Raw genomic sequence first — 26,430 nt, 5'->3', positions numbered from 1 at the left:
TCTTCAAACGAAAAACACCTCCATTGAATTTGCATACTTAGTATGCGAATTCAGGAGGTGTTTTTTTCATGTACCACTATTCGGGTTCACTTCAAAAATTATTTTAAGGAGGGCTTTTTAGTTTAGCCTAATTTTTTTGGAAGAGTTTCAATTGTTTCATATAATCAATAGCTTTTGTTTTATTACTCTGTTTAGAAACATATTGTAGCTCGTTTAAATCTCTATAATAACTATTAAATATTTCTTCAGAAAGTATGCCGTCAGAGATAGCTTTTTTTATTGCACAGTGTGGTTCATTTGTATGCGAACAATTAGAAAATTTACATTTCCGAGATATACCCGTAATATCTTCATATCCAAAATCAAAGTTACCTTTATGTTCTATCAAGTCAAATCCCATTTTACTAATAATTATTCCCTCCAATTTTGAAAGAGTTTTTTAGAATCATACATACAAATTTTAGCGTTTTTAAGTTGTGTTTATTTTAATATTCTATATTTTTATAAATCGATGTCTCTATATCAGGGAGAAGTGTGTATATGCTCTTACCAATTAAAGATTCTAATTCTTTCTTAATTGCATAGAATCCCTTCCAATGTAAAGAAGTATGAGAGGTTGTGCCATGACGTAAACCAACTGAAATCAATCTTTTTTCAAGAGTAGTAAATCCATCCGCATCAGCGAGAGCGTCGCAAAGAGTAATTACTTTATTGTATAAGTCATAGTCACTATTTTTATTCAATATTTCAATTAACCGGCTTTCCATATAATCAGGAACAATGCTCCACTCCGCTGCGATATCTATATGTTCATTTTTGCAAGGAAATGAATGCGTCACACATATAATGGCGTTTCCTGTATACCCTAAATCATTCATATACATATAACCATCATAGGAATGAATAACAGATTTAGTAAAACCTTTATATCTTCCTATGTCATGCAGGAGGGCAGCGTTGTATGCTATATCAGCATCTAGGTCGTACCCATTATTAATAAGTTCAACAACTATCTTTTCAGTTGCAAGGGCAACATTACGTGAATGATCGAACCACGGACCTGGGTTTTGTTCATATGCCCACTGGAGTAATTCTCTTGCATATGTCCTATCTAATATATATTTCATATAGGTATCCTTTCTCTAAAAAATCATATATTTAATAATTTCATCTTAGAATTTCATTATTCCTTCTTTAAAAGTTGTTACAATGAAATAAAAGGGGGAAAAGTAATGCGAAATTTAGTAATTGAAGAAATTAAGCAACTAGAAAATGATATTGAAGAGCTTTCTGAACTGTTGAAAACTGTAGTAGATGATGGGGCGTCAATAGGTTTTTTACCTCCACTAGAAGAAAAAGAAGCAGCGAAGTATTGGCAAACTGTATTAGCACCAGAAGTGATATTGTATGTTGCTAAAATAAACAATGAAGTGGCGGGCAGTGTTCAATTACATTTAGTTACAAAGCCTAACGGGATACATAGAGCTGAAATTTGCAAGTTAATGACTCATCCAAACTTTAGACGTAACGGTATTGGACGTTCACTTATGCAAAAAGCAGAGGAACGAGCAAAGCAAGAAAACAGGTCTCTTTTAGTGTTAGATACTAGAGAAGGAGATCCCTCGAATAGATTGTACAAGTCGTTAGACTATCAAGAATCCGGTAAAATACCAGGGTATGCAATTTCTCCGAATGGTGAGTTAGATGCAACAGTAATTTATTATAAAATGATTTAGTTTTTTATTTGAAAAGGGAGATAATTTCAAACGACATATTTGTTATTATGTCTGTGTGTTGATTTGCAAAAAAGATTAATAATTCAAAATAAAGTTTGGTGAAATCCTGTATAATAGTTTTTTTCTTTTGACCCTTTAACTTCATCTGGAATGTTTAATTTAAAGGGCTAGTCTGTAGAGAATTTTAACAGTTTTTTAGATTTTGATTTTGAAGTCTTTTGGTGAATATTAAATGTTAATCTAAAAGATGGAGGTTGCTGTCATGTTGAAACTGTTTCAATATAATTGGCAAGTTCGTGATGAGTGGTTTACATTGTGCGAAGACATGCCGGATGAAGAACTATTAAAGAAACGGGTCGGTGGGTTCGGTAGTATACTACATACACTATTTCACATTGTAGATGTGGAATATATGTGGATCTTAGGTTTGCGAGGTGAGCCAGTTCCTGAGGAGCCATTGTTTGAAGAGTATGCCAGCTTGCAAAAAGTAAAAAATCTCTCAGCTCAATATCACGAGAAAGTGAAGCCATTTGTGACATCTTGGACAAATGAAATGGATTCTCGGAAACTTTCAGAAACTGATTTCAATGAAGAACCGATTAGCTCTAGAGACGCATCAATTAGGCGCCGAGTCATTGAATGTACACACGGAGAGATAATATGTCATGTCATTGTCCACGAAATCCACCATATCGGCCAGTTATCTATATGGGCACGTGAAATAGGAAAGGAGCCTGTTTCCGCAAATCTGAGAGGAAGAGGGCTATTCGATAATTAGACTGCCTTTGCCAATTTCGTAATTTATTTATAAACGAATGGTTTAATTGAGTATATTTAAAGCGTGTTTAGATCAATCTTTTTCAAAACACACTTTGTCTTTGTATTATTTTATCTAGCTTTATAGAGTTAATGTAATCAAACTTTTTTCGAAGCTACACTGTGATATATAATTGTAAGTAATTATTAACTACTTTAACGCCGTTTGTATTTTCAGACGGTGTTATAAGTATTTAACAATAAAACGACAAAATAAATAATAGATTTGATAACTGGTAATTAAAATGTGAAGAAGAATTGATATTTTTGTAGCTAAACGAATTGGAGAAAGTTTTTAGAGGGTTCTTTTAGTAATGCTCTTCCACTTATAATGGATGTAGAGAAGATGACTAGGCAACTATAGTTATTTTCGTTTCATTTTTGGGAAGGGGATGAAAGAATGAAAAAGACAAGTTTACAAAAGATAAAAAAGGTTATGTTAAGTGGTGGGATATTACTTACTGGATTATTAACATTTGGATTTTCAGAAAAGGCTTCAGCTCATGGGTATGTAGAATCACCAGCGAGCCGATCTTATTTATGTAAGCAAGGGGTAAATGTAAATTGCGGTCCAGTTCAATATGAACCACAAAGTGTAGAAGGAATAGGTGGCTTTCCGCAATTAGGACCTTCTGATGGACAAATTGCAGGTGCTGGTCATTTTCCTGCTTTAGACGTTCAAGCAGTTGATAGGTGGAAGAAAGTTACGTTAAACGGCGGGATGAATACATTCAAGTGGAAACTAACCGCTCCTCATAGTACGAAAGAATGGAAATACTACATTACAAAGAAGGATTGGAATCCAAATATGCCTTTAACAAGGTCTAGTTTAGATTTAGTGCCGTTCTATGTAAAAAATGATGGCGGAGTTAGACCGGGGACAACAGTAACGCATGAAGCAAATGTACCAACTGACCGTAGTGGCTACCATCTTATTTTAGCTGTTTGGGAGATTGCGGACACTGGAAATGCGTTTTATCAAGTTATTGATGTGAACCTTGTGAATAATGGTTTAAATTCCAATTTTGCTTTTAACAATGTAGTGCAAGTTCCTACACTATTTTAAATTAAATATACATTTTGATCATCTAATTCATTTTAGATGATCTTTTTTATGAAAAATATAGAAGAAAGTACAATTATTTATAAAAAAATGTGTCTAAAATATTGTCATATTTGCTTCTTTAAGATATCCTTTTCATGAAGAGGTGGAAAACATGGAAAAAGTACTAGTTTTCGGGCATAAAAACCCAGATACAGATGCAATTTGTTCTGCGATTGCTTATGCAGAATTGAAAAAAGAATTAGGAATGAATGCTGAGCCTGTACGTTTAGGCGAAATCAGCGGTGAAACTCAATTTGCGTTAGACTCTTTTAAAGTAGAAGGACCGCGTTTTGTTGAGACAGTAGCAAACGAAGTGGACAACGTTATTTTAGTTGACCATAACGAGCGTCAACAAAGTGCTAACGATATCGAATCTGTTCGTGTGTTAGAAGTTATTGACCATCACCGTATTGCTAACTTTGAAACAAGCGATCCTATATACTACCGTTGTGAGCCAGTTGGTTGTACAGCTACAATCTTAAACAAAATGTACAAAGAAAATGGCGTTGCAATTCGTAAAGAAGTTGCAGGTTTAATGTTATCTGCAATTATTTCAGATTCTTTACTATTCAAATCTCCAACTTGCACAGAACAAGACGTAGCAGCAGCTCGTGAATTAGCGGAAATCGCTGGTGTAGATGCAGATAGCTACGGCTTAGAAATGTTAAAAGCTGGTGCTGATTTAAGCGGAAAAACAATGGAGCAATTAATCTCCCTTGACGCTAAAGAATTCCAAATGGGTAACGCGAAAGTTGAAATCGCACAAGTAAACGCTGTTGATACAAACGACGTTCTTGTACACCAAGCGGAACTTGAAAAAGTTATCACTGCAGTAGTAGAAGAAAAAGGTTTAGACCTATTCTTATTCGTTGTAACTGATATCTTAACTAACGATTCTGTCGGTCTTGCGATTGGTAAAGCAACAAACGTTGTTGAGAAAGCATACAACGTAACATTACAAAACAACACAGCTACTTTAAAAGGTGTTGTATCTCGTAAAAAACAAATCGTTCCTGTATTAACAGAAACATTCCAAGCTTAATAATATTGAGTACGGATAAAGAGAAAGGACAAGTAGTCAGATTGGCTGCTTGTTTTTTTCTTTTTTAAAATGACAGAAAATTATAATTTTAAACGAGGAGGTTTGCGTATGTTTAATGGTTCAAAGACGTTAAAAAGGGATGGAAATAGGAAATGTTATGACTTGGAAACGTTGGAAAACAAATTTCAATCACTTTTAAATCAAAATATTTCTTCTGTTGCTGAATTAGAGGAATGGCTAATAAAGGAACAGCGTTTAACCGCTGAAGTAGAAGAGGTGTTAACGAGTCAATTAATTGCTGTGTATAGAGATGCGAAAGACAGTACAATACGTAATCTACATAAATATAACCAAAATAGTATTCAACCACTTTTTAAAAAATACAATGCAAAATTTGATCGGAAATTTAGTGATTGTCCGTTTTCAAAGCTATTGGATGAACGAAAATACGGATACATGAAAAAAGTAAGATTGGTGAACAGCGAATTATTTAATGAAAAGAATATTTCTCTTGCCGTTAAGGAGGAGGGTTTTATAACGAAGTATAGAGAAATTATGTCTAACATAACAATCAATTGGAACAACGAAATAAGGACGTACGCATACGTTAAAGCAGAGTTGGATAACCCAAATAGAAGCATTCGTGAAAAGGCATGGCATGCTTTATGTGAAGCACGAAGTGTAGTAAAACCAGAAATAGATTGTATTATGAATGAACTTGTACAATTACGGAATCAAATGGCCCTAAATGCAGGGTTTAACAATTATAGCGAATATATTTTTAAGCTAAAAAACAGAGAATATAGTATTGAAGACTGTTATACGCTTCATGAATCTATAGAGAAGCTGGTTGTACCCGTATGGAAACGATTAGGAAATCTTTTTAAAAAGGATCTTGGTGTAAAAGCGTATCTCCCATGGGATCTTGCTCCTTGTACATTGCAGAAAGTTTCATTTCAAAATTCCAATGATTTATTGGATGGGATTGAAGAGATGTTAAGAAAGACAGATTCATATTTTCATGAGGAATTTATTCATATAAGGAAATCAGGATTAATTGACGTAGAAGAACGGGAAAATAAGGCGCCGGGGGCTGCTTGTTTTACCTTACCTTATAACCAAGAGGTTTTTATTTATTCTAATTTTAGTCCATCATTTAACGCAATTAATGCACTCATACATGAAGTGGGTCATGCACTTCATTTCAATAAACAGTTTAACAATGAAAGTAGTATGCAAGAAAAATATCTTCGTGAAGAAGTAGCTGAGTTGTATTCTCATAGTCTCGAGCTATTACTAATGGATAAACTTAACATTTTTTATAAGGAAGAGAATGAATATAAGAAAGCACAACGAGAACAACTGCATCGAGCTTTGTCTTTATTAATTACGCCAGTTTCAGGTGATCTATTTCAGCATTGGCTCTATACCAATCCAAATCATTCATCAGAAGAACGGGATGAGAAATATCTTGAATTATGTAAAAGGTATAAATTTTCGTCAATCGATATTACAGGCTATGAGGAAGGGCTTGGTGCGAGTTGGATAGAATCGTTCCATTATATTCAGTATCCTTTTTACAAAATTGAATATGCAATTGCACAATTAGGAGCACTACAATTATTTCAAATATATCGGGAGAATCAAGAAAAAGCGATTACTTTCTTTAAAGAGGGAACGAGTACGGATTGGAATGTTTCCATACAGGAAATCTATGAAAATACAGGTGTTACATTTGATTTTTCGCAAGAAACGGTACAAAGTACTGCTGGAGCTGTGTTGAAGTTTATAAGTGAATTAAAATAAGGATAGCATTCGCTATCCTCTTTATTCATAAGATCGTTTCTTGTTTATATAAAATGTAACAATAGCAGTAATAATGAAAATAGGTATTGCGTACGCTTGCCCAACGAATAATTTCCATCCCACATTATTATAGCCGTCAGATGCTGGAATGATAATTGCGATGATACAAACAATAATATAAGCTAATAATGCTGGGAGTATATTTTTCATAATTGTTCACCTCCTTTTTATACTACATTTATATATTGTACTATTAAATAGAGGTTGGGAGATTAAGTGTACTTGATTTTACGAGATCTTTACAAATTCACTAAAGGATGAGGAGTCTGCATGCTGTATGAAAGTGACTTTAGTACGGTGTGTTTATGTAATAATACATATGCTTAATAGATTGTTCTGAAATAAATTAAACTAAATATAGGAGATAATGTAATTTTATCTTTCGAGATAAGTATATAGTATTCTGTAAAAAAATGTACTGGAAAATTGATATTTCATAAGAAATATAGAAGCGAGGTAAGAAATAACAATGAAAAGATTATGCATTATTCCGTGCGGAAAAAAGAAAATTTGGGATAAGTATCCAAATTACGGAGAGGCAGAGGCAAAAGATGTATATATTAGTCCATTCGGAAAAGCATGTCAGGCGTATGCAACTGAGTTTTTCGAGAACTGGGTTATATTATCAGCAAAGCATGGATTTTTAAGACCAAATGATATTGTAAAGGAAAACTATGATCTTGCATTTGATTCAAAGAGTGATGAGGTTATTAGTATTGAACAATTAAAACAACAGATGATTGATAAAGGCTTATTTCAGTTTGATGAAATAGTCTTACTTGCAGGGAAGAAACATAAAAAAGTAGTGACGGAGCTATATCCAGAAGAAATCATTACATATCCATTAGAAGGATGTAAAGGGATTGGGTATATGTTGCAGAGGTTGAAGGGGGCTGTGGAAGGGCAGCAGGAAATATAGGCATGAATTAGTACTTGATTCAAATTATATCACATTTATACATTTAAAATAGACTATTAAACAAGCCTTTTTACGCTTTTAAACATAGAATATGATGAATTCTAATATTGTATTAGGGGGAAGCATATTCATGTGTAATAATTGTGGTTGTAGACGTAGAGATTGTAATAGATTTTGGGATGATTTAATGTTTGGTAGATGTAGACGCAGAGATTTTGATGATTGTGGTTGTAGACGTAAACGTGACTGTGATTGTGATGATTGCCGTCGCAATCGTAAACGTGACGACGATGATGACAAATGCCGTAAGTGGTAATTTTCTTTGAAAGAGTACTTTGAAGTAAAGTACTCTTTTTTGTATGAACCTTTTAAATTCCTTTTTGAACGGATTTCTTTTCAATTCCCCATGAATCTTGTTTTATTATTTTTAAAGCTACATTCGTACCATTAGATTCTGTATAAAAGATGTATCCGTGGTTTGATTTAACGTAAGTTGAAGGTTCACTTGTGCAATCTTGTGAACAAGATTTATTGATGAGCTCAATTAAGGATAGTTCGCTAGGATCGGTTTTACTAGCATCTATAAGTGTATCAAGGTTCGTTTTACGAAAGCCTTGTAAGTTTACATCGAAATTCTTTTCTATTTCTCCAGTAACGCTAGTATTCATTACTTCAACTGAATTTTTCTTTTCTAGAAGAAAACCATTTCCATAAAGGAATTTTGTATATCCAATCCATGCGATTAAAAATAGTATAAAAAACATACCAGTTGTTTTAAGTTTTCGAAGCCGTTTACTTACGATTGATTCTGAATATTTCATTCAGCCTAATCCTCCAATGTTTTTATTTTAAAGTATGCGTGGGTATATATATTTAGAAGGAGATGAAAGTTAGAGAGTTACTGATTCAAAAAAAGAAAGCATCTGAAGTTAGGTGCTTTCTTTTTGAATACTGTCCGCTATCTGTTAGTTACTTGTTTCATAAGCGGTCTTATTTCTTTAACAGGTGGTTTTTTATCATAGGCATCAACGTAAGAAAAGTAATAATTTAAGTTTCTAAGAAGTCCCTTTCCTATTTTTGCGCTTAAGAAGGGGAATACTTGTCCAGTATAATCATCGAGAGATTTACAGTAGTATTTTTCGTCTAAGTATATGCTGTATTTACATGTTAGTTCTACTAATGAGTTACCTTCATCATCAAATACTTCTTTAGAATCAATAATGTCTATTAATGCGAATTTTTCATTCAGATAAACTTTCTTCTTTTTCTCGTGCTTATTTGTGAGAATAAATACGAGACCAATTGCGTTAATCAAACTATTTCCTCCTATAAAAAACGGATATTAATAAAATATATCGATATACGTTAAATGTAAAGAGGAGTAGTGAAATATCATTGATAGAAAGCTAAATAAGCCGATTTGTTTTTTCAAATCGGCTTATTTTTATTGAAATACTTGCGGAAATTGTTTTACGATTGCGTCTGTTATCATGTCGGCCATTTCTAATGCTTCTTTTTCAATTTTATCGTATAGTTTTACACTGGCATCATAATCTTTATTTAGGAAGGCAAGTGCTTCCGCTTTCGTTAACGCTAAATGCTCATAAAACATTTTTCTAAATTCTTCTTTTTCTATATATGGATTGATACTAGTTAGAAACTCAACAATTTCGTCTCCATTAGCGTACCATTTCTTTTCTATAGCGGCCGCTGCGTTTTGATCACTAGCTTTTGCGGCTTTAACAAGATCAGCAGCGATTGTTAAGTGGTCTTTAATTAATGCACTATATTTTTTTACTGCATTTTCTCCGTAGAATGGTTCAAGTGATAGCCCCATGTGTGTTGCATTTTGTAGAAGACGTCCAACGGTAACGTTTACGTCGGGCAAGTTAAAGATGATGCCTATAATGGCTAATCGTGTCCAAGCAACGTGTTGTTCCCATAAAGAACGCATATATCCTTTTAGAAAGTTTTCGTTTTTACTAACTGGGTAATTTCTTACAAATGAATCGAAGTTTCCATTAGTGATATGATAAGGGGAGTAATACGATTGCCAATAAGTATACATAAATAGTTACACTCCTTTGAACATGTATATCTCACAATATGATAAACGTTATTTTTAAGTTACGTGTCCAAGAGTTTTTTTGAGAGTTGGAAAAGGAGAAAGTTGAAGGGGAATGAAAAATATACTTATGATATATATAAATCAAAAGAATTTTAAAATAATAGAGGTCCTGCAAGGGAAATTACAGGACCTCTAAAGGGTATTGTCGAGATGTCGGACTCGACTACGTAATATTAACATAAAATTCTTTCAAAAAAACCTGGTAAATGTGTCCAAATAAGAAGGGTACTTTTTAATAAAGTTAAAGGGGTCTGCTTCCCGTGGCAGACCCCTTTAACTAGATAATGTTGATGAGCAAAAACTCATCTAGAGTACTTTTATAGTAACAAATGAAATTCACTTTGTGTATTGAGAAAAAATGAATTGCTTGTATGAATGTAGCGGATTTATATTTTGCTTTTTGGAATTATAATCATTTGTGGAGAGCGGAATAGGGTTCTAAAATGGAGAAAAGACTTTTCAACCAGGATACGATATATTGCGATATGCAAGTATAAAAAAAGACCTGCTAATTTAAGCAGGTCAACATAAGGGGTTTATCTAACAGATTATTATATATGGTAACAACTGTATTGTAGTAAGTCTATAAGTTATATGTTGAGAAAATTTGTTTGAATGATATATATTTGGCACATGTATTAACGTTTAAAAAGTTGAGAAAGGAAATTCATAAGCTTGCTATAAGAAAATAAGGGCTGATACTTATAAAATGATTCATATTTCCACGCATCATTATTAGAGAATTGGAGTTGTTTATTTGACGCTTTAGGTTTGTTGGAATTATTGTAACGACTCTTCATAATTTAACCTCCTCAAATTCATATGTATACGATTAGTAGTATTCTAGGAAGGTAAATTAAATGAATATTTATTTTGAAATTCTTTCTTCTTGTGTACTAGATTTGTTTTTTTATGTTGGAAAACGTAGAAAGCAAATAGAACTCAAATACTTATAAAATTCAAAGTGGCGAGAATCAGTTTGATGATATAATGGGAATAGATGAAAGATAAAGAAAAGCAGGTGACTCTTTTTTGTTTACAAAAGCACAAGAACTTTTAGCGTCTTATTTCGGTTATTCTTCATTCCGAAGAGGACAAGATGAAACAATTAAAAATGTATTAGATGGGAAAGATACAGTCTGTATTATGCCTACGGGTGGTGGTAAGTCAATTTGTTATCAAATTCCCGCATTAGTATTCGAAGGAACGACATTAGTTATTTCACCTTTGATTTCACTTATGAAAGACCAAGTAGATACATTAGTACAAAACGGTATTTCAGCTACTTATATTAATAGTTCCATTTCTATTACAGAAGCAAATCAACGAATTCAATTAGCGAAACAAGGCCATTATAAGTTACTTTATGTGGCGCCTGAGCGTCTTGATTCAATGGAATTTGTTGATCAACTTATCGATATGAAAATCCCGATGATTGCAATTGATGAGGCGCACTGTATTTCGCAGTGGGGACATGATTTCCGTCCTAGTTATTTACATATACATCGCATATTAGATTATCTTCCAGAAAAGCCGCTCGTATTAGCGTTAACAGCGACGGCAACACCACAAGTTCGTGAAGATATTTGCAACACACTTGGAATTAATCAAGAAAACACGATTATGACAACGTTTGAGCGCGAAAACTTATCATTCTCTGTCATTAAAGGACAGGATCGTAATGCTTATTTAGCGGATTATATTCGTCAAAATCAGAAGGAATCTGGGATTATATATGCAGCTACAAGAAAAGTTGTCGATCAGTTATATGAAGATTTAGGGAAAGCAGGAGTTTCTGTATCGAAATATCATGCTGGTATGAGCGACCACGATCGAAATGAACAGCAAGAACTCTTTTTACGAGATGAAATAAGTGTTATGGTGGCAACATCTGCATTTGGAATGGGTATAGATAAATCGAATATACGTTACGTTATCCATTATCAACTTCCAAAAAATATGGAAAGTTACTATCAAGAAGCAGGACGTGCTGGTCGTGATGGATTAGATAGTGAATGTATTTTGTTATATTCTTCTCAAGATGTGCAAGTACAACGCTTTTTAATCGATCAATCAACTGGAGAATCACGTTTTTCAAATGAGCTTGAAAAACTCCAAAATATGATCGATTACTGTCATACAGAACAATGTTTACAATCATTTATTTTGCAATACTTCGGAGAAGAGCCGAAGGAAGATTGTGGTCGCTGCGGTAATTGTACGGACGACCGTGAAAGTATCGATGTGACGAGAGAATCCCAAATGGTACTATCTTGTATGATTAGGACGAACCAACGATTCGGAAAGCAAATGATTGCACAAGTATTAACTGGATCTAAAAATAAGAAAGTCATTGAATTTAATTTTCATACTTTGCCAACGTACGGTCTTTTATCAAACCGTAGTGTAAAAGAAGTCAGTGAGTTTATTGAGTTTTTAATTTCAGATGAGTTAATTGCAGTTGAACATGGTACGTATCCAACATTAAAAGTAACGGAAAAAGGAAAAGAAGTATTACTTGGTAAAGAGAATGTTTTACGCAAAGAACGAGTAGAAACGAGACAAATTGTTCAAGACCATCCTTTATTTGAAGTGCTTCGTGAAGTGCGTAAAGAAATTGCACAAGGAGAAGGTGTACCGCCGTTCGTTATTTTCTCTGACCAAACGTTAAAAGATATGTGTGCGAAAATGCCACAAAGTGACTCCGAACTCCTAACTGTAAAAGGAATCGGAGAACACAAACTCGTGAAGTACGGGTCTCACTTCTTACAAGCAGTTCAGCACTTTATTGAGGATAACCCAAACTATGCGGAAACAATTAAGACTGAAGTTGTTTCAGAGAGTAAAAAATCAGGAAAAGCGTCAGCGAATTCTCATTTAGAAACGTATGAAATGTATAAACAAGGCATTGATCTAGATGAAATTGCGAAAGAACGTAGCTTATCAAGACAAACAATTGAAAATCATTTAATTCGCTGCTTTGAAGATGGAATGGAAGTAGACTGGAACAGTTTTGTTCCTGCAGAATATGAATCACTGATTGAAACTGCCGTGCAAAATGCAGAGGGTGGTCTGAAATCGATTAAGGACCAACTTCCAAACGAAGTGAGTTACTTTATGATTCGTACTTATTTACAAATTAGAAAGTAGAGACATATAAAGGGGATAGGGATTTATGCATCACGTTTTCGTGTATGGCACGTTAAGAAAAGAGCAAACGAATGCTCATTTTATGCAAGGTGCAATATGCATCGCAGACGAAGCATGGACGTATGGTAAATTATTTGATACATACGAAGGGTATCCTGCGATGATTTGTTCAAATGGGGAAAAGGTATACGGAGAAGTTTATGAAGTAAATGATGATGTTCTGCAAAAGTTAGATGAACTTGAAGAATACACAGGTAATGCAGAGAGTGATTTATATGACCGAATCACCCAAACGATTTATTTAGGTGATAGAGAAATACGTGCATTTGTGTATATTGCTCAAGGTAGTGAAATGTTAAAGAAAGTTATCATTTCTGGTGATTGGCTGGAGTATCAAAGAGAGAAATAAAGTGAAGCTTTAATCATTGAGCCAATCGTGCCTTTACGGACAGTTGATCTCCCACCAAACTTCTTTGCTTAGCTGAAGTTTGGGGTGGGAGTCTTACGGCTCGTTAATGCGGTATAAAAACTTATTTATAGTTATGAGTAATATAAAACCTGGATAGTGGCCGCTTGTAAAACGGTCATAATTCGGGTTTTATTTGTTTTTTAGTGTTAAGGTTACTTTTTATCATCCGCTTTTATTAGTTACTATATTAATAGGTAAAGAGGACTTGCGAACTAAACAGTGAATATATTTAAATTAAAGTTTCGAATTAAAGGAAGGTGATAACAAATGGAAAGTTTAACAATACCTGAGTTGTTTCTTTTATTATCTGTAGATGATGAAACAGAAACGATAAAAGCTCCTTATCAATCGAATATAGAAATGTTCATAACAATAAATATATTGTTAGAACTTTATCTTCAAAATTATATTCACATAGATCATGAATTTAATGTAAGGAGAACTGGAAAGTCATCAAATATTTCTTATTTGCAACAAACTTTAGATGCAACAGAGCATTTAGGAGATAAGCATGGTATAAAAATATGGTTAATGATGATTTGCAGTAAACAACAATTAACCCACAAACTATATAATTCAATACTAGAGTGTATACAACATAAAAAGCAAATAAAGATAATCGAAAAGCGTGTATTAGGTATAACCGTTCAAAAAAAATATATTTGCCTTCAAACGAAAAACCAAATTCTTATGTTTTTACGACAAAGATCTTTGGAAGGTGGGAGACAATTTTTAACTACGTTAACACTTTTCTTAGTTATGGATTTGAATGGTATGTTAAAAAGCGAAATATTTCAAAGTAATTATGAGCATTTAGTGCAATTAGAAGAATACAACGAGCGGTTGCAGGAGGTTACATTTTTGCGCAGAGTAATAATACATATTAAAGAGAAATTACCTAATCTTTTAATAAGGAAACACGCTCCATTTTCGAGCATGTAAGTTTAGTTATTTAACATACTGTATAACTGGTATCATTCAGTAGAGAAATTATATGGAGTTAAGTTGTAATGTTCTGTCTATTTCGATATTATGTTAGATGTAGTGCAGAGGAAATGTTTTACTATATTTGGACTTGTAGTGTTAAGTGAAAGGGGAATTATTATGGGTATCAGAAATTTAGTTTCTCACCTGTAGTAGAAAAATCTATTGCAGGAGGAGAATAATAATGAACGAATTAAATGTGAAGGAATTTTACAAAAAACAATTTGAATTGTCGAATTACGATATCAATACAGAAAGCTGGCTAGAGCAGGTTGCTAAAGAAGTTCAAGAACAAGTTGGTCATCCATTTCAAGCGATGTTAGAACTAGGAGCAGGAAATGGTAGATTTGCAAGGGCGATGTCTAGGTTACAAGTGAAAATGACTACGGTTGAATTTGTACCAGAGTTAGTTATGTTTGCAAAAGAACATTCTACTAATAATATAGATATTCATTGCGCTGATTTTTATAAAATTAACTTTGAAGAAAAGTTTGATGTTGTTAGTTATTTAGACGGATTTGGTGTAGGAACAGATGATGAGCAATTGATTCTATTAAAACGGATTAAAGATTGGATGAAGGATGAAGGATGTGCACTTATTGATATTTATCAACCATTGTATTGGAAAAAAGTAAGTGGACAAGAAATGTCCTTAAGTACAGCTATGCGAAAATACGAATATGATAGTATAAATGAAAGAATGTTAGATCATTGGTGGGACCCTAATTATCCAAATGATGTAGTAACACAGTCTTTACGATGTTATACGGTAGATGAGATTAGCAATCTATGTGCTGAAGCTGGTTTAAGTATTATGGGATTCTTCCCTGGGGGAGCATATGATTTTGAAAAACGAAAATATAAAGAATTGGCAACATTAAATGAATGTTTGGCATATCGAATTAAAGTAAGGAAGAGTAGGGATTAATCTCTACTCTTTTTTAATTTAGAAAATTCTTACTAAAACTATTGACTTTATGAATGGATTTTTAATACAATTATATTTCGACTGAAAAAATTGGAACGGACAGGAGGGAATCATCAAATGAACAACATTTTTGACGAAGAGTTACAAAAAATGAAAGATACTTTAAGTACGATGGATGATCAATTAGAACAGCTTGAAAAAATCCCGGTTTATTATGGAGAAGATTTTAAAGAGCAAATTCTTGAAAGTATGAGGGAGTCTAATAGACAAAGCTTACGTATTGGTGTACATGAGCCGTATTTTGGAAGATTAGACTTTCAGGAAGATGGCAAGGAAGACGTAATGCCGATTTACATCGGTAAAGTAGGTGTTTCGGATAAAGATACGATGAAACCAATTGTAATTGATTGGCGTGCACCTGTCGCAAGTATGTTTTATTCATTTACCGGTGGTGAAGAATTAGCATTTTATCATTCACCAGACGGATTAGTAGAAGGCGATGTTTATTTAAAACGAAACATTTCGATTCGAAAGAGAGAACTAGAACGTGTTGTTGATACATATGTGAAAGGAAATGAAGATGTCTCACATGCTGATGATTTTCTTCTATATCGATTAGGTGAGAATAAAGATAACAAATTGAAAGATATCGTTTCGACTATACAATCGGAGCAAAATGATATTATACGTGCGGAAAGAAACTTACCATTATTAATTCAAGGGGTTGCAGGGAGCGGAAAAACAACGATCGCTTTACATCGCCTTGCTTTTTTAATTTATGAATATCGTGAACAGCTTGAAGCGGAGAGAATGATCGTATTCGCTCCAAACAGTTTGTTTTTAGACTATATTTCAAGTGTACTTCCTGAGTTAGGGGTAGGAAATATTAGTCAAACAACGTTTCCAGATTGGGCATTGCGTCTGTTAGAGGGTTCAGTGAAACTGAAGCAGACAGAAGAAAAATTGAAAGAAGCTTTCTCAATTAATCGCGATGAAAAAAAGGTTATGCTAGGTAAATTGAAAGGCACGCTGGAATTTAAGTCGTTTATTGAAGAAAGAATGATTCAATTTGAAAAAGATTTAGTGCCAACAAAAGATTTTGAGGCATGGGATAAAGCTGTTATTCCAGTGGAAGATGTTAAAAAATGGATGCAGGTTGAATATAAACATTATCCATTAAAGAAAAGAAGAGAACGTTTAGTCGGCCGTATGAAGCGCTGGATTGAAATTGAGCTTAAAAAGTTTGGAGAAACAAACGAGAAAAAATTACTAAAAAAAGAAGCGACAAAGAGATTGAACACATATATGAATTTTTGGCCGAAAATGAGCCCGCTTTCACTATATAATTCAATGATAAAGAGTAAAGAAATACTCGAAGTATTACCTGAAGAACTTGTTCAAGAAACAGAAAAGAATTGTCGTAAAAAAGAAGTGTATGTAGAAGACTTACCAGCTTTAATTTACATACAACATCGCATAACAGGAATTGAAATTGGACAGAAGTTTCATCACGTCGTTATTGATGAAGCGCAAGATTTCTCGCCATTCCAAGTATATGTATTAAAAGAAATTACACTAGGTAATTCTTTCACTATATTAGGTGATTTATCTCAAGCAATTTATGATTACCAAGGAATTGAAGACTGGAATGCTTTTAAGGAAGTATTCCAAGAAACAGGTTATTATGAACTGACGAGAAGCTATCGTTCTACAAAAGAAATTATTGAATTTGCGAATGAAATAATAAAAAATGCAGAAATTCCTGTAGGACTCGCAACACCAGTTTTTCGTAGCGGTGAAGACGTGAAAGTAATTCGGGCAGAGGACCAATTTACTGAAGTTTTAAAGACATTACAGCATTTGCAAAATGAAGATGTGAAAACAATCGCGGTAATTGGTAGAACAGATGATGAATGCCGTGATATATATGAGAAATTAACAAATGTAGGGTTGACAGTTAATGTCATTGAAGCAGATCAAAGCAAGTATGAAGGTGGTATTTCGGTAGTGCCAGTATACTTGGCGAAAGGGTTAGAATTTGATGCCGTACTTCTAATCGACGTTGATGAAGAACATTACAAAAATACAAAACATGATGCGAAATTATTGTATGTCGGATGTACAAGGTCGCTTCATGATTTATGGATTTTCTATAGCGGGGAAGTATCACCTTTAATTAAGGGATTAAAATAAATAAAAAAGAGGATTTTCTAGTAGTTCATGAAAATCCTCTTTTTATAGTTAAAAGGTATATGAATTAAAAATCTAAGCTGTTTTTTAAATAATAAAATATCATATTCTCAAATTCCTGAATCTGCTCTTTTTCCCATAGACGAACAGCATCTACCGGATTTTGTGTATTCTTTAACCAATCTAGAATTAAGTTTAGTTGCTCTTGTGTTTGCCATATTATTTGTTCTTTTATGTTCTCATCCCGGATTCTCTCAATTAATTGAATCATATAGGGAAGTTTTTCAATACATTCGTTTAAATCTCCGCAATAACCTGATGGAAATTCATGCGTACCAAACTCTAAGCTATTTATATAGTAAGAAACAAGATGTATCATTGCCTCTTGTTCTGTGTCGCCACCTAATTCAATGATTTTTTGGAGAAGTTGTTCCAAATCCTCATCAGTATTTCCGGAACCCATATAAAGTCCCATCCATCTAAAAGGTCTTGAATCAGATGGATCCTTTTCTATCCATCGATATAGAATGTCTATTAGAAAACGATTTAGTGGGAAAGTTAACACTTCATTTTTTTCGTTTGATGTATCTAAAATAGTAAACAGCGTAATAGCAAACTCTTGTTGTTCTTTGAGTTCCCATTTCTTTGCATTTGAAATAAATGTTTCTAAATGCTTAAAAGCTAAGTTTCGTAGTCCTGCTTCGAGCTGCTGACAGTAAGAAATAAAATCATGCCAGTTCTCATTTGTATTCATATGTATAATAATGGCTTGTAGTGCAGTGTGATTTTTACTCATTAGTTATGTATCTCCATCCCGATAAAATGCTATTTTAATTGAATAACGTAAGCATATAGAAAAAATTCACTGGAGTTATATGCTTTAATATGTGCGTTTAAGTATAAATCTTGGTGATGGAAGTGTTTCTTGTTCTGCTTCAAAATACGCAACTTGATTTGTAATTGAGTATAGAATAGAAGGCATTCCCATTCCAACAGCAGCCTCTAATGCGTCTAGCAAAGGGAGGGTTTTCCCATCAATTTTTGTGTCCCATGATATGGCGTAGCAAGAATCATCGGCCCCATGTTTTTTTAACAGACGACCTATATCAATTGGACACGAATTAGGTTTAGGAATTTCAATCATATATTCTTCACGTAACGTAGTTCTGTAATTATGGCAAAGTCGACCGATCGCATCTTTACGTTTCTTAGTAGAAGATAGCTCGAACATGATTCTATTTTGAAGTCGCTTAGTAAAAAATGATTTTACAATGATCTCTTCTAATTTTTTATCCATTATAAGTCTCCAATCTATTAATCATGTGTTGGAAATTTTAGTATTATTATATCATTACATATATTAAAAAAGGAGAGTAACTATGATTACAAAAGTAATAACAAAAAGAAATTGGAGAATCGCGAAAAACATTGGAGAGATTAATGAAGCTTCACTTAAAGAAGAGGGATTTATTCATTGTTCATTATTAGACCAAGCTTTAAAAGTTGCTCAAAAACATTTCAATCATGAAAAAGATGTTTTATTACTTACAATAGATCCATCTCTTGTAAAAGCAGAAATAAAATATGAACTTGCTTCAAACGGTCAAGAATACCCGTATGTATATGGAGTAATTAATGTTGGGGCGATTGTAGAAGTTGTCCCATTTTCTAAAGAAAAAGGAGAGTTTATATTACCAGAGGTATATCGTTAAAAGTATTAATGGTATTTAAGTTTGTTAGTAAGCTGCAAGAAAATAAGAACACAAATTATATAGTTTGTGTTCTTATTTTCTGATTTTTATAAAAATAGATTGTTTTTGTCACAACTATACTGTACGATACATAGTATAAAACATATACTGTATGACATATAGTAATGCAAATGAGGTGGGTAAATGGATACTTTATTAAATTCATTAATTACTGAGCTAAGAAGAGGGACGTTGACATTAGCAGTTTTAAGCCAATTAAGAACACCGCAATATGGATATTCGCTTGTCCAGTTATTGGAGCAATCAGGAATCATGATAGATCAAAGTACTTTATATCCACTACTTCGCCGATTAGAAAAACAAGAGCTAGTGACGAGTAGTTGGGATAAAACGGAGAGTAGACCTCGTAAATATTATGTTTTAAGTGAATATGGATTAGATATATTTTTGCAATTGAAAAAGGAATGGATAAAGGATTCGAAAGAACTTTATAACTTATTAAAGGAGGAGGACGAGAATGAATTTAATTGATATCTATATCCAAGAAGTTGCGAAGAGATTACCTGAAAAAAATCGTGAAGATATTACATTAGAACTCCGGTCAACTATAGAGGATATGTTACCTGATGGTTATAATGAAGAAGATGTAAAGAGTGTCCTTGAAAAATTGGGGAGCCCAGTTTCATTGGCTAATGGGTATTTGGATAGACCGATGTATTTAATTGGACCGCGTTATTTTGATGTATATACGACATTATTAAAAATGATTATACCAATTGCAGCTGTTATCGCACTCATTGCAATGGTTGCAGAAAATTTTATAGGCTATAGTGGTGATCAAGCAGTATTAGATGTTATTTTAAAATTAATAGGTAAAGGCATTGGGGAAATTGTCGAAGTAGGCCTCCATGTATTTTTCTGGTTGACACTTGTATTTGCTATTTTAGAAAGAACAGATAAAGACAAAGGTACCCAACCGTTGACGACAAGTTTAAAAAAATGGACTCCTGATGATTTGAAAAATATCTCGTATGTTCCAAAGAAAAAGTCGATCTCGAAGTTTGAAGTTTTTGGAGGTTTAATGTGGACAGCAGTGTGGGCTACACTTTACTTTTATGCGAATCATCTCGTTGGCGTATATAATGGTGCAGCAGATGGACTAAAATTTGTCGCACCAACTTTCAATCAAGATGTTTTACTTCAGTATTGGCCAATCGTTGTAATTATGATCGTTTTCGAAGTAGCTATATCTCTTTATAAGTTAGTACAGGGACAATGGACGACAAGATTGGCAATTGGGAATGCAATCCTACAGTTAGCTGCAACAATAGTATTCATTGTAATCGTAGTAAATCCTCATTTATTTAACGAAGGATTCATTACGTATGTGGCAAATGTGTTTACAATTTCTCCAGAGGAATTTAAAACGTGGTTAATTGGTGGAGGGATAATTATCTCCATATTATCTGCGGTACTAAATGTAATTGATGGTTTTCGAAAATCTAGAATTCGGTTGTAAAAATAAGTTTGTATTATTATTAGGTAGATCAGTTGAAAGAAAGGTACAGAGAAAGATCATTATGAAAGGAAGAAAACAATGATAAGGGAAGCAATGAAAGAAGATGTAACATTTATTTTAGATATTTATAATGATGCAATCCTTAATTCAACAGCTGTATATGCGTACAAACCTGTAACCCTTGAAAATAGAATAGATTGGTATGAACAAAAAAAGGCTGATTGCTATCCAATTTTAGTCTACGAGCTAGATAATAAAGTAGTAGGATTTGCGACATTTGGTTCATTTAGAGCATGGCCTGCCTATAAATATTCAATTGAACACTCTATATACGTTGATAAGGAATATAGAAAAAATGGAATTGGGTCCTCTTTAATGGAAGAATTAATCACAATTGCAAAAGGAAGAGAATATATGACCTTAATTGCTGGAATTGATGCGGAAAATGAAAAAAGCATTGTAATGCATAAAAATTTCGGATTTGTTTATTCGGGAACAATAAAAAAGGCTGGTTATAAGTTCAATCGATGGCTAGATTTAGCTTTTTATCAATTGGAGCTTAACGGACCTGGAAATCCTATCGAAGAATAGATGTATTCGTTATGCGTAATAATTAATTTTAAAAGGTAGTGTGAAGAAATTTCATACTATCTTTTTCTTATTGTATTCATGATTATCATTTAGCAAAAAAGGATTCTTATATTCTATATCGAATTTTGAGAAGATGATAAAACGACATAAAAAGAGGGATGAATATGCAGGCTGTCATTGGAAAAATAAAAGAAATACAAATTGGTCAAGTTGGAATACTTGTTTATTCAACAAAGAATGGAAATATAGTTGCTACCCATAACAATGAGCTATACGTTCCTTTAGCATCAGCAGCAAAAGTGGCAATTGGATTTACAGTAGCAAAGATGGTAAAGGATAAACTAATTAGTTGGAGTGATACACTTCATGACATTAAGTATAATCCAAATGAGGATAGTGCGCAGTTATATCCTCACTTACAAGACAGAGCTACATTAACACTTAGTAAAGCGGTTGAAGTAATGATAGCATGTCACGACAGCTATATTGCTCAGTCAATTGTTATGCACTGCGGAGGATGGGATACTGTCAGAGAATATGTTTCAATGAACTTTTCCAAGATTCATATACAGGAAAACCCTAAAGATGAGAAAAATATTGGGGAATTACAACAAGTTCTTTCGCTTTTATTACATATTTTCCAAGGATATAAATCCGCACCAGAATTATGGGAACCAATTATAAGTGGAATGGTAAGACAACAAGGAGAGTATGAAGGTATACCTTATTATCATCTAGCACATATGACAGGTGGTTTATCCACCGCTATAATAAATATTGGTATAATAGGAATGTTTCATAAATTTCCGTTTCTTTATGTAATTGGGGGAAGAGATTTACCTAATCGATTTGATAATAAACAAGTTGATGAAACCGTTATAGAAGCTTTGAGGTACGTGTACAAAGAATACAGTAAAAGTATATTAGGGGTGAGTGATTGAAACGAAACTTAAAGACTTCAACAATCATTATTTTAATCATTACGATTATTGCTCTTGAAGTTGGAATTGTACTATACGATCACACTTTGTCATTAGATACAATTTATTTTGCAGCGATTCTTATCTGTATTGTATTGCTTTTTGGCACACGTCTTTCTGAAGAGAAAGAAAGTACATCGAAACAGAGACGAAGAAAAACAGCTTTTATATTTTGGCCATCTATTTTATTATTAATTGTTAGTTTTGCAGTTATTAGTTATGTAAGAATAGGCTATGTCTCTGTACCAGGGATAATTGGTTTCTCATGCTTTGTTACATATGGTGGATTTGTATTCATTAGTATTTTAAAGAGAAGAAACAAAAATTAAAAGTAGTTTACGAACTGGGGAGGATGAAAAATATATGAAACGCATAGAGAATGGTACTCGCACTGAAGGAGAATACATTAAAAATAAATTAATTCAATATAACATGTCCGTGCTGTCAGATGAAGTAAAACAGCAAATGGAACAAGTAAACCTCGTAGTGAAAGATGAGGAAGGAAAAATCTTTGGCGGGGTAACAGGAACGATGTATTTTTATCATCTTCATATCGACTTTTTATGGGTTGATGAATCAGTTCGTCATGACGGCTATGGCAGTCAATTGTTACATAAAATTGAAGACATTGCGAAGGAAAAAGGATGTAGACTCATATTACTAGATTCATTTAGTTTCCAAGCACCAGAATTTTATAAAAAGCACGGATACCGAGAATATGGTGTCGTTGAAGATCATCCGAAAGGGCATAGTCAACACTTTTTAGAAAAGAGATTATAATAATATTATGTATACTGGTTGAGGGGAGAAAAAATGTACACGTATAAATTACAACATGAACAACCAATCTGTGCAGAGAAAATAAAGCAGCTTTACGATTCTGTAGGCTGGTGGCCAGAAAGAAAAGAAGTCGATATTCAAAAAATGTTAAAAAATAGTATGACAATTGGAGTATGGGAAGAAAACGAATTAATTGGATTTGCTAGAGTCGTTTCAGATGGTGTTTTTCGAGCGTACATAGAAGATGTTGTCGTACATGAAAGTGTAAGAAATAAAGGCATTGGAGAGAATATGCTTACAATATTACTGGAAGAGATATCTCATATTGATATTGTTAGTCTATTTTGCGGAGAGAAACTCATAAAGTTTTATGGTGAACAGCAATTTAAAGCGACGAAGCAAATTGTAATGCATCGTAATCAAATAGTGGAAGAATAAGAGGTGCCAAAAGAATGAATGCAACGAGAGAGTATTGTTTATCGAAAAGAAAAGCGACAGAAGATTCTCCGGATGGCTGGAGTGCAACATGTATGAGATTAAATAATAAAATATTTGCGATAGTAAACCATGAAGAAGGTGAAAAAGCTGCGATTACATTAAAATGTGATCCAGAACTTGCCTTGCGAATAAGAGAAGATTATCCCGAAACAATTATTCCTGGATATCATATGAATAAAAAACATTGGAATACAGTGTATATACATAAGGATGTAGAACAAGAGCAAATTAATAAAATGATTGATTGGTCGTATGATTTAGTACTACAATCATTTTCAAAGAAAAAGCAGAAAGAGTTAATGGATTAATATGTATTAGGGGTGGATGTAATGAAAGACTCAGTCAAAGATACGTATGATAAATTAGCGAGTACATATAAAGAAAATCTAGATTTGGCAAATCCATATAACAGTTATTATGAAAGACCAGCGATGATGGAGATTATTCCAAAGAAACTAGAAGGGAAGAGAATACTAGATGCTGGATGTGCAGCTGGATGGTATACTTCTCAATTCGTAGGTAGAGGAGCTAACGTTACAGCAATTGACGTAAGTTCTGAAATGGTAAAAGCAGCAAAGAGCAAAGGAAAGTACAGGTGATAAAGCAACGTTTCTTTGTCATGACCTTCAAGAAACATTACCGTTTGAAGATAATGCTTTTGATATGATTGTAAGTTCGCTTACTCTTCATTACTTGCAAAATTGGAGTGCTGTATTTCAAGAATTTCATCGCGTCCTTAAACCAGGTGGTTTATTTGTGTATTCCGTTCATCACCCATTTATGGATTTTACAAAATTTCCGTGTGAAGATTATTTTAAAACGCAATTGTTAGTAGATACTTGGCGGAAACCCAATATTACAATTGAAGTAAGTTTCTTTAGAAGGTCACTTCAAGATATTATTAATGAAACAACGAGTAATTTTGTATTAGAAGAGTTAGTCGAGCCGAAACCGATTGAAAAGATGAAGGAAGTAGATGGAAAATCATATTATTATTTAAACACTAACCCGCATTTCCTTATTATAAAAGCGAAGAATAGAAAGTGAAACCGTATATAAATAGCTAGTAAAATGATTATATTTTACTAGCTATTTGCAGTTTCACATTATATATTAGGAGATTTTGAAATGAATACGAAACGAAATAGATTACTATATGCAATGTTTACTATAGTTGTTATTATTTTAGGTCTTAGTTCAAGAAAGTTTGCTTTTGCGTTACCTGATTTATTAAATGATTACTTAGGTGATGCTTTATGGGCATTAATGATTTTCACTGGATCCGGATTTTTGTTTTCTAAAATAGAAACGAAGAAATTAGCTTTTATTAGTTTGATATTTTGCTACGGGATTGAAATTAGTCAATTGTACCATGCGGAATGGATAGATAGCATTCGAGCAACGACTTTAGGTGGACTCGTATTAGGTTACGGATTTTTATGGAGTGATTTAGTGGCTTACACAATTGGTGTTGGAGTAGGAATGCTTGGTGAGTTTGTGCTAGGGAAGAAATAAGTGACTTTAAAAAGGGGGATTTGTACATGAAGGATATATTAGAAATTGCAAAGTTTTGGTTTCAAGATAAAGGTGTCACAGCTACTGAAATTCAACCAAACGTAACGAAGATTCATTGTAATAATAAAGCGTATATTTTAAAGGGAAAGGGATCGATAAAACAGTTTCTAGTTGAACTAAATGTATTAGAACAGCTTGATGAAAAAGGAGTTAAAGTACAAAAATTAGTAAAAACGAGAAATGATGAAAGGTCCGTATTGTATAAAGAGAAGAATTATTGTTTGTACGAATATGTTGCCGGAAGTGTACTAGAAATCAAAGATACAGAAAAGCTAAAAGTGCTAGGAAGCACAATTGGAGAGGAAATGGCTAATTTACATCACGAACTAAATTCAGTGAATAGTGCTGACGAGTTAATAAAAAGAGAGTTATATAAAGTGGTATACGAATGGGCTTTACCGAATTTAGTAAAGCATGAGCATGTTCATCAGGATGTAATTCAAAAAATGGATCAAATACATACAACTTTTAAGGAAACGATTCACTCATTACCGAAACAAATTATTCATCGCGATATGCACTTATCAAATGTAATCTTTAGAGAAAGTGATTTTCAAGGGTTTATCGATTTTGAGCTTCTAGAAGAAAACGTTAGAGTATTCGATTTATGCTATTGCTGTACAAGTATTTTAAGTGAGATATTTAGTGATGAAACATTAAGAGGGAAATGGTTACAAATTGTAAGTGAAATTTTAAAAGGATATTATAAGCAAAACATTTTAACGAGAGCAGAACTACAATCAATTTGGTATGTAATGCTTTCAATTCAAATTATATTTATTACTTATTTTGTTCAGTTAAAAGATTTACTAAAGTTAAATGAAGAGATGTTTTTATGGATTTTTGCTAATAAGGAAGATATTGAAGAATCTATAGAAAGAAGCGTACTCATATGAAAAAAATTATATTAATAGGTTCTGGTGGTTCAGGAAAATCTACATTAGCAAAACAGTTAGGGAATAAATTAAATATTAAGGTGCATCATCTTGATGCACTATTTTGGAAACCAAATTGGGAGGGTGTACCGAAAGAGGAGCAAAGAACGGTTCAAAATGAATTAGTTAAAGGGGAAAAGTGGATTATTGATGGGAATTATGGCGGGACAATGGACATAAGAATTAACGCAGCTGATACAATTATCTTTCTTGATATTCATAGAACAATTTGTGTTTATCGTGCTTTTAAAAGAATTGTGCAATATCGGAATAAAACAAGACCGGATATGGGGGCTGGATGTGAAGAAAGATTTGACTTGCAATTTTTCAAATGGATATGGGAATATCCTAAAACGAAACGAGCTTCAATTTTAAAGAGGCTAAATCAATTGAGTAAGGATAAAGATATTATTATTTTAAAATCTTCAAATGAAGTAAGACTATTTTTAGAGAAGCACGATACCATAAATAGTTAGATTATAAAAAGAAGTAACATGGGGGGATAGG

32 protein-coding genes and 1 pseudogene are annotated in these 26,430 nt (G+C 33.1%); 25 read left to right on the top strand and 8 right to left on the bottom strand.

Annotation, left to right across the window (positions count from 1 at the left end):
* Nucleotides 1–127: 127 nt before the first annotated feature.
* Both DET63_RS28555 and DET63_RS28550 read right to left on the bottom strand, forming a co-directional pair.
* Complete coding sequence (locus DET63_RS28555; RefSeq protein WP_113938511.1) at nt 128–400, bottom strand: hypothetical protein; 273 nt, start codon at nt 398–400, stop codon at nt 128–130.
* Between the two features lie 85 nt (nt 401–485).
* Complete coding sequence (locus tag DET63_RS28550; protein ID WP_113938510.1) at nt 486–1,127, bottom strand: HD domain-containing protein; 642 nt, start codon at nt 1,125–1,127, stop codon at nt 486–488.
* A 105-nt stretch (nt 1,128–1,232) separates the two neighbouring features.
* On the opposite strand from DET63_RS28550, the gene DET63_RS28545 reads away from it, so the two are divergent.
* The 5 genes from DET63_RS28545 (at nt 1,233) to DET63_RS28525 (ending at nt 6,505) form a co-directional block, all read left to right on the top strand.
* Nucleotides 1,233–1,736, top strand: a complete 504-nt coding sequence (locus tag DET63_RS28545; RefSeq protein WP_113938509.1) for a GNAT family N-acetyltransferase — start codon at nt 1,233–1,235, stop codon at nt 1,734–1,736.
* Between the two features lie 262 nt (nt 1,737–1,998).
* Complete coding sequence (locus DET63_RS28540) at nt 1,999–2,514, top strand: DinB family protein (RefSeq protein ID WP_113938508.1); 516 nt, start codon at nt 1,999–2,001, stop codon at nt 2,512–2,514.
* A 438-nt stretch (nt 2,515–2,952) separates the two neighbouring features.
* Nucleotides 2,953–3,618 (top strand): lytic polysaccharide monooxygenase, encoded by a 666-nt coding sequence (locus DET63_RS28535; RefSeq protein ID WP_085311559.1) that lies wholly within the window; start codon nt 2,953–2,955, stop codon nt 3,616–3,618.
* Nucleotides 3,619–3,769: 151 nt separating this feature from the next.
* A complete protein-coding gene (gene ppaC, locus DET63_RS28530) occupies nt 3,770–4,699 on the top strand; it encodes a manganese-dependent inorganic pyrophosphatase (RefSeq protein WP_002136748.1) in 930 nt (309 codons plus the stop codon).
* A 108-nt stretch (nt 4,700–4,807) separates the two neighbouring features.
* On the top strand, nt 4,808–6,505 hold the full coding sequence (locus DET63_RS28525) for a M3 family oligoendopeptidase (protein WP_002136747.1): 1,698 nt from the start codon (nt 4,808–4,810) through the stop codon (nt 6,503–6,505).
* Between the two features lie 21 nt (nt 6,506–6,526).
* Here the strand turns inward: DET63_RS28525 and DET63_RS28520 are convergent, their stop codons facing one another.
* Nucleotides 6,527–6,715, bottom strand: a complete 189-nt coding sequence (locus tag DET63_RS28520; RefSeq protein ID WP_113938507.1) for a DUF4017 family protein — start codon at nt 6,713–6,715, stop codon at nt 6,527–6,529.
* A 319-nt stretch (nt 6,716–7,034) separates the two neighbouring features.
* On the opposite strand from DET63_RS28520, the gene DET63_RS28515 reads away from it, so the two are divergent.
* Complete coding sequence (locus tag DET63_RS28515; RefSeq protein ID WP_113938506.1) at nt 7,035–7,484, top strand: DUF6884 domain-containing protein; 450 nt, start codon at nt 7,035–7,037, stop codon at nt 7,482–7,484.
* A 130-nt stretch (nt 7,485–7,614) separates the two neighbouring features.
* Nucleotides 7,615–7,800, top strand: coding sequence for a hypothetical protein (locus DET63_RS28510; RefSeq protein WP_113734882.1), 186 nt, complete (start codon nt 7,615–7,617; stop codon nt 7,798–7,800).
* 52 nt (nt 7,801–7,852) lie between these two features.
* Here DET63_RS28510 and DET63_RS28505 read toward each other — a convergent pair whose 3' ends face one another.
* The 3 genes from DET63_RS28505 to DET63_RS28495 form a co-directional block, all read right to left on the bottom strand.
* The gene (locus DET63_RS28505) at nt 7,853–8,305 is read right to left on the bottom strand and encodes a hypothetical protein (RefSeq protein ID WP_113938505.1); all 453 of its coding nucleotides are present in this window, start codon (nt 8,303–8,305) and stop codon (nt 7,853–7,855) included.
* A gap of 137 nt (nt 8,306–8,442) precedes the next feature.
* On the bottom strand, nt 8,443–8,799 hold the full coding sequence (locus DET63_RS28500) for a hypothetical protein (protein ID WP_000606233.1): 357 nt from the start codon (nt 8,797–8,799) through the stop codon (nt 8,443–8,445).
* Nucleotides 8,800–8,928: 129 nt separating this feature from the next.
* Complete coding sequence (locus DET63_RS28495; protein WP_113938504.1) at nt 8,929–9,552, bottom strand: acetylglutamate kinase; 624 nt, start codon at nt 9,550–9,552, stop codon at nt 8,929–8,931.
* Nucleotides 9,553–10,644: 1,092 nt separating this feature from the next.
* Between DET63_RS28495 and recQ the strand changes: the two genes are divergently transcribed.
* From recQ to DET63_RS28470, 5 genes are all read left to right on the top strand, one after another.
* Complete coding sequence (gene recQ, locus DET63_RS28490) at nt 10,645–12,762, top strand: DNA helicase RecQ (protein ID WP_113938503.1); 2,118 nt, start codon at nt 10,645–10,647, stop codon at nt 12,760–12,762.
* Nucleotides 12,763–12,787: 25 nt separating this feature from the next.
* Nucleotides 12,788–13,171, top strand: a complete 384-nt coding sequence (locus DET63_RS28485) for a gamma-glutamylcyclotransferase family protein (protein WP_113938502.1) — start codon at nt 12,788–12,790, stop codon at nt 13,169–13,171.
* Nucleotides 13,172–13,498: 327 nt separating this feature from the next.
* Nucleotides 13,499–14,173: a hypothetical protein gene (locus DET63_RS28480; RefSeq protein WP_113938501.1), complete on the top strand. Its 675-nt coding sequence runs from the start codon at nt 13,499–13,501 to the stop codon at nt 14,171–14,173.
* Nucleotides 14,174–14,399: 226 nt separating this feature from the next.
* On the top strand, nt 14,400–15,143 hold the full coding sequence (locus DET63_RS28475) for a class I SAM-dependent methyltransferase (RefSeq protein ID WP_113938500.1): 744 nt from the start codon (nt 14,400–14,402) through the stop codon (nt 15,141–15,143).
* Nucleotides 15,144–15,260: 117 nt separating this feature from the next.
* Nucleotides 15,261–17,336, top strand: a complete 2,076-nt coding sequence (locus tag DET63_RS28470; RefSeq protein WP_113938499.1) for a HelD family protein — start codon at nt 15,261–15,263, stop codon at nt 17,334–17,336.
* A gap of 64 nt (nt 17,337–17,400) precedes the next feature.
* Here DET63_RS28470 and DET63_RS28465 read toward each other — a convergent pair whose 3' ends face one another.
* Nucleotides 17,401–18,129 carry a hypothetical protein gene (locus DET63_RS28465; protein WP_113938498.1) on the bottom strand — a complete coding sequence of 243 codons (729 nt, stop codon included), beginning with the start codon at nt 18,127–18,129 and terminating at the stop codon, nt 17,401–17,403.
* Nucleotides 18,130–18,213: 84 nt separating this feature from the next.
* Nucleotides 18,214–18,630 (bottom strand): hypothetical protein, encoded by a 417-nt coding sequence (locus DET63_RS28460; protein ID WP_113938497.1) that lies wholly within the window; start codon nt 18,628–18,630, stop codon nt 18,214–18,216.
* A gap of 82 nt (nt 18,631–18,712) precedes the next feature.
* Here DET63_RS28460 and DET63_RS28455 point away from each other — a divergent pair, with 82 nt between their 5' ends.
* The 13 genes and pseudogenes from DET63_RS28455 (at nt 18,713) to DET63_RS28395 (ending at nt 26,399) form a co-directional block, all read left to right on the top strand.
* The gene (locus DET63_RS28455) at nt 18,713–19,045 is read left to right on the top strand and encodes a DUF952 domain-containing protein (protein ID WP_113938496.1); all 333 of its coding nucleotides are present in this window, start codon (nt 18,713–18,715) and stop codon (nt 19,043–19,045) included.
* Between the two features lie 183 nt (nt 19,046–19,228).
* Entirely contained in the window at nt 19,229–19,576 is a 348-nt protein-coding gene (locus DET63_RS28450; RefSeq protein ID WP_002065784.1) for a PadR family transcriptional regulator, read from the top strand.
* Nucleotides 19,563–20,564: an HAAS signaling domain-containing protein gene (locus DET63_RS28445; protein WP_113938495.1), complete on the top strand. Its 1,002-nt coding sequence runs from the start codon at nt 19,563–19,565 to the stop codon at nt 20,562–20,564. Before DET63_RS28450 ends, DET63_RS28445 begins: the two co-directional genes overlap by 14 nt.
* A gap of 78 nt (nt 20,565–20,642) precedes the next feature.
* Nucleotides 20,643–21,155 (top strand): GNAT family N-acetyltransferase, encoded by a 513-nt coding sequence (locus DET63_RS28440; protein WP_113938494.1) that lies wholly within the window; start codon nt 20,643–20,645, stop codon nt 21,153–21,155.
* Nucleotides 21,156–21,319: 164 nt separating this feature from the next.
* Complete coding sequence (locus tag DET63_RS28435; RefSeq protein WP_113938493.1) at nt 21,320–22,096, top strand: serine hydrolase; 777 nt, start codon at nt 21,320–21,322, stop codon at nt 22,094–22,096.
* Nucleotides 22,093–22,464 carry a hypothetical protein gene (locus DET63_RS28430; protein ID WP_113938492.1) on the top strand — a complete coding sequence of 124 codons (372 nt, stop codon included), beginning with the start codon at nt 22,093–22,095 and terminating at the stop codon, nt 22,462–22,464. Before DET63_RS28435 ends, DET63_RS28430 begins: the two co-directional genes overlap by 4 nt.
* Nucleotides 22,465–22,498: 34 nt before the next feature.
* Nucleotides 22,499–22,915, top strand: a complete 417-nt coding sequence (locus tag DET63_RS28425; protein ID WP_113938491.1) for a GNAT family N-acetyltransferase — start codon at nt 22,499–22,501, stop codon at nt 22,913–22,915.
* Between the two features lie 33 nt (nt 22,916–22,948).
* Entirely contained in the window at nt 22,949–23,353 is a 405-nt protein-coding gene (locus tag DET63_RS28420; RefSeq protein ID WP_113938490.1) for a GNAT family N-acetyltransferase, read from the top strand.
* Between the two features lie 14 nt (nt 23,354–23,367).
* The gene (locus tag DET63_RS28415; protein WP_002085101.1) at nt 23,368–23,721 is read left to right on the top strand and encodes an MmcQ/YjbR family DNA-binding protein; all 354 of its coding nucleotides are present in this window, start codon (nt 23,368–23,370) and stop codon (nt 23,719–23,721) included.
* Between the two features lie 21 nt (nt 23,722–23,742).
* Nucleotides 23,743–24,460, top strand: a pseudogene (locus tag DET63_RS28410) (class I SAM-dependent methyltransferase).
* An 81-nt stretch (nt 24,461–24,541) separates the two neighbouring features.
* The gene (locus tag DET63_RS28405) at nt 24,542–24,928 is read left to right on the top strand and encodes a ribosomal maturation YjgA family protein (protein ID WP_113938489.1); all 387 of its coding nucleotides are present in this window, start codon (nt 24,542–24,544) and stop codon (nt 24,926–24,928) included.
* Nucleotides 24,929–24,954: 26 nt separating this feature from the next.
* On the top strand, nt 24,955–25,884 hold the full coding sequence (locus DET63_RS28400) for a phosphotransferase enzyme family protein (RefSeq protein ID WP_113938488.1): 930 nt from the start codon (nt 24,955–24,957) through the stop codon (nt 25,882–25,884).
* The gene (locus DET63_RS28395; RefSeq protein WP_113938487.1) at nt 25,881–26,399 is read left to right on the top strand and encodes a DNA topology modulation protein; all 519 of its coding nucleotides are present in this window, start codon (nt 25,881–25,883) and stop codon (nt 26,397–26,399) included. Before DET63_RS28400 ends, DET63_RS28395 begins: the two co-directional genes overlap by 4 nt.
* Nucleotides 26,400–26,430: the final 31 nt, after the last annotated feature.

It is taken from the genome of Bacillus sp. DB-2 (assembly GCF_003315125.1).
Taxonomy (GTDB): Bacteria; Bacillota; Bacilli; order Bacillales; family Bacillaceae_G; genus Bacillus_A; species Bacillus_A mycoides.
The sequence above is the reverse complement of the archived record's forward strand: the minus strand, read 5'-3'. Positions and strand labels throughout refer to the sequence as shown.

Bases quoted from the DNA above. Each gene is read 5' to 3' on its own strand.
- DET63_RS28555 (WP_113938511.1), bottom strand. From the start codon at position 400: ATGGGATTTGACTTGATAGAACATAAAGGTAACTTTGATTTTGGATAT.
- DET63_RS28550 (WP_113938510.1), bottom strand. From the start codon at position 1,127: ATGAAATATATATTAGATAGGACATATGCAAGAGAATTACTCCAGTGG.
- DET63_RS28545 (WP_113938509.1), top strand. From the start codon at position 1,233: ATGCGAAATTTAGTAATTGAAGAAATTAAGCAACTAGAAAATGATATT.
- DET63_RS28540 (WP_113938508.1), top strand. From the start codon at position 1,999: ATGTTGAAACTGTTTCAATATAATTGGCAAGTTCGTGATGAGTGGTTT.
- DET63_RS28535 (WP_085311559.1), top strand. From the start codon at position 2,953: ATGAAAAAGACAAGTTTACAAAAGATAAAAAAGGTTATGTTAAGTGGT.
- ppaC (WP_002136748.1), top strand. From the start codon at position 3,770: ATGGAAAAAGTACTAGTTTTCGGGCATAAAAACCCAGATACAGATGCA.
- DET63_RS28525 (WP_002136747.1), top strand. From the start codon at position 4,808: ATGTTTAATGGTTCAAAGACGTTAAAAAGGGATGGAAATAGGAAATGT.
- DET63_RS28520 (WP_113938507.1), bottom strand. From the start codon at position 6,715: ATGAAAAATATACTCCCAGCATTATTAGCTTATATTATTGTTTGTATC.
- DET63_RS28515 (WP_113938506.1), top strand. From the start codon at position 7,035: ATGAAAAGATTATGCATTATTCCGTGCGGAAAAAAGAAAATTTGGGAT.
- DET63_RS28510 (WP_113734882.1), top strand. From the start codon at position 7,615: ATGTGTAATAATTGTGGTTGTAGACGTAGAGATTGTAATAGATTTTGG.
- DET63_RS28505 (WP_113938505.1), bottom strand. From the start codon at position 8,305: ATGAAATATTCAGAATCAATCGTAAGTAAACGGCTTCGAAAACTTAAA.
- DET63_RS28495 (WP_113938504.1), bottom strand. From the start codon at position 9,552: ATGTATACTTATTGGCAATCGTATTACTCCCCTTATCATATCACTAAT.
- DET63_RS28485 (WP_113938502.1), top strand. From the start codon at position 12,788: ATGCATCACGTTTTCGTGTATGGCACGTTAAGAAAAGAGCAAACGAAT.
- DET63_RS28480 (WP_113938501.1), top strand. From the start codon at position 13,499: ATGGAAAGTTTAACAATACCTGAGTTGTTTCTTTTATTATCTGTAGAT.
- DET63_RS28475 (WP_113938500.1), top strand. From the start codon at position 14,400: ATGAACGAATTAAATGTGAAGGAATTTTACAAAAAACAATTTGAATTG.
- DET63_RS28470 (WP_113938499.1), top strand. From the start codon at position 15,261: ATGAACAACATTTTTGACGAAGAGTTACAAAAAATGAAAGATACTTTA.
- DET63_RS28465 (WP_113938498.1), bottom strand. From the start codon at position 18,129: ATGAGTAAAAATCACACTGCACTACAAGCCATTATTATACATATGAAT.
- DET63_RS28460 (WP_113938497.1), bottom strand. From the start codon at position 18,630: ATGGATAAAAAATTAGAAGAGATCATTGTAAAATCATTTTTTACTAAG.
- DET63_RS28455 (WP_113938496.1), top strand. From the start codon at position 18,713: ATGATTACAAAAGTAATAACAAAAAGAAATTGGAGAATCGCGAAAAAC.
- DET63_RS28450 (WP_002065784.1), top strand. From the start codon at position 19,229: ATGGATACTTTATTAAATTCATTAATTACTGAGCTAAGAAGAGGGACG.
- DET63_RS28445 (WP_113938495.1), top strand. From the start codon at position 19,563: ATGAATTTAATTGATATCTATATCCAAGAAGTTGCGAAGAGATTACCT.
- DET63_RS28440 (WP_113938494.1), top strand. From the start codon at position 20,643: ATGATAAGGGAAGCAATGAAAGAAGATGTAACATTTATTTTAGATATT.
- DET63_RS28435 (WP_113938493.1), top strand. From the start codon at position 21,320: ATGCAGGCTGTCATTGGAAAAATAAAAGAAATACAAATTGGTCAAGTT.
- DET63_RS28425 (WP_113938491.1), top strand. From the start codon at position 22,499: ATGAAACGCATAGAGAATGGTACTCGCACTGAAGGAGAATACATTAAA.
- DET63_RS28420 (WP_113938490.1), top strand. From the start codon at position 22,949: ATGTACACGTATAAATTACAACATGAACAACCAATCTGTGCAGAGAAA.
- DET63_RS28415 (WP_002085101.1), top strand. From the start codon at position 23,368: ATGAATGCAACGAGAGAGTATTGTTTATCGAAAAGAAAAGCGACAGAA.
- DET63_RS28405 (WP_113938489.1), top strand. From the start codon at position 24,542: ATGAATACGAAACGAAATAGATTACTATATGCAATGTTTACTATAGTT.
- DET63_RS28400 (WP_113938488.1), top strand. From the start codon at position 24,955: ATGAAGGATATATTAGAAATTGCAAAGTTTTGGTTTCAAGATAAAGGT.
- DET63_RS28395 (WP_113938487.1), top strand. From the start codon at position 25,881: ATGAAAAAAATTATATTAATAGGTTCTGGTGGTTCAGGAAAATCTACA.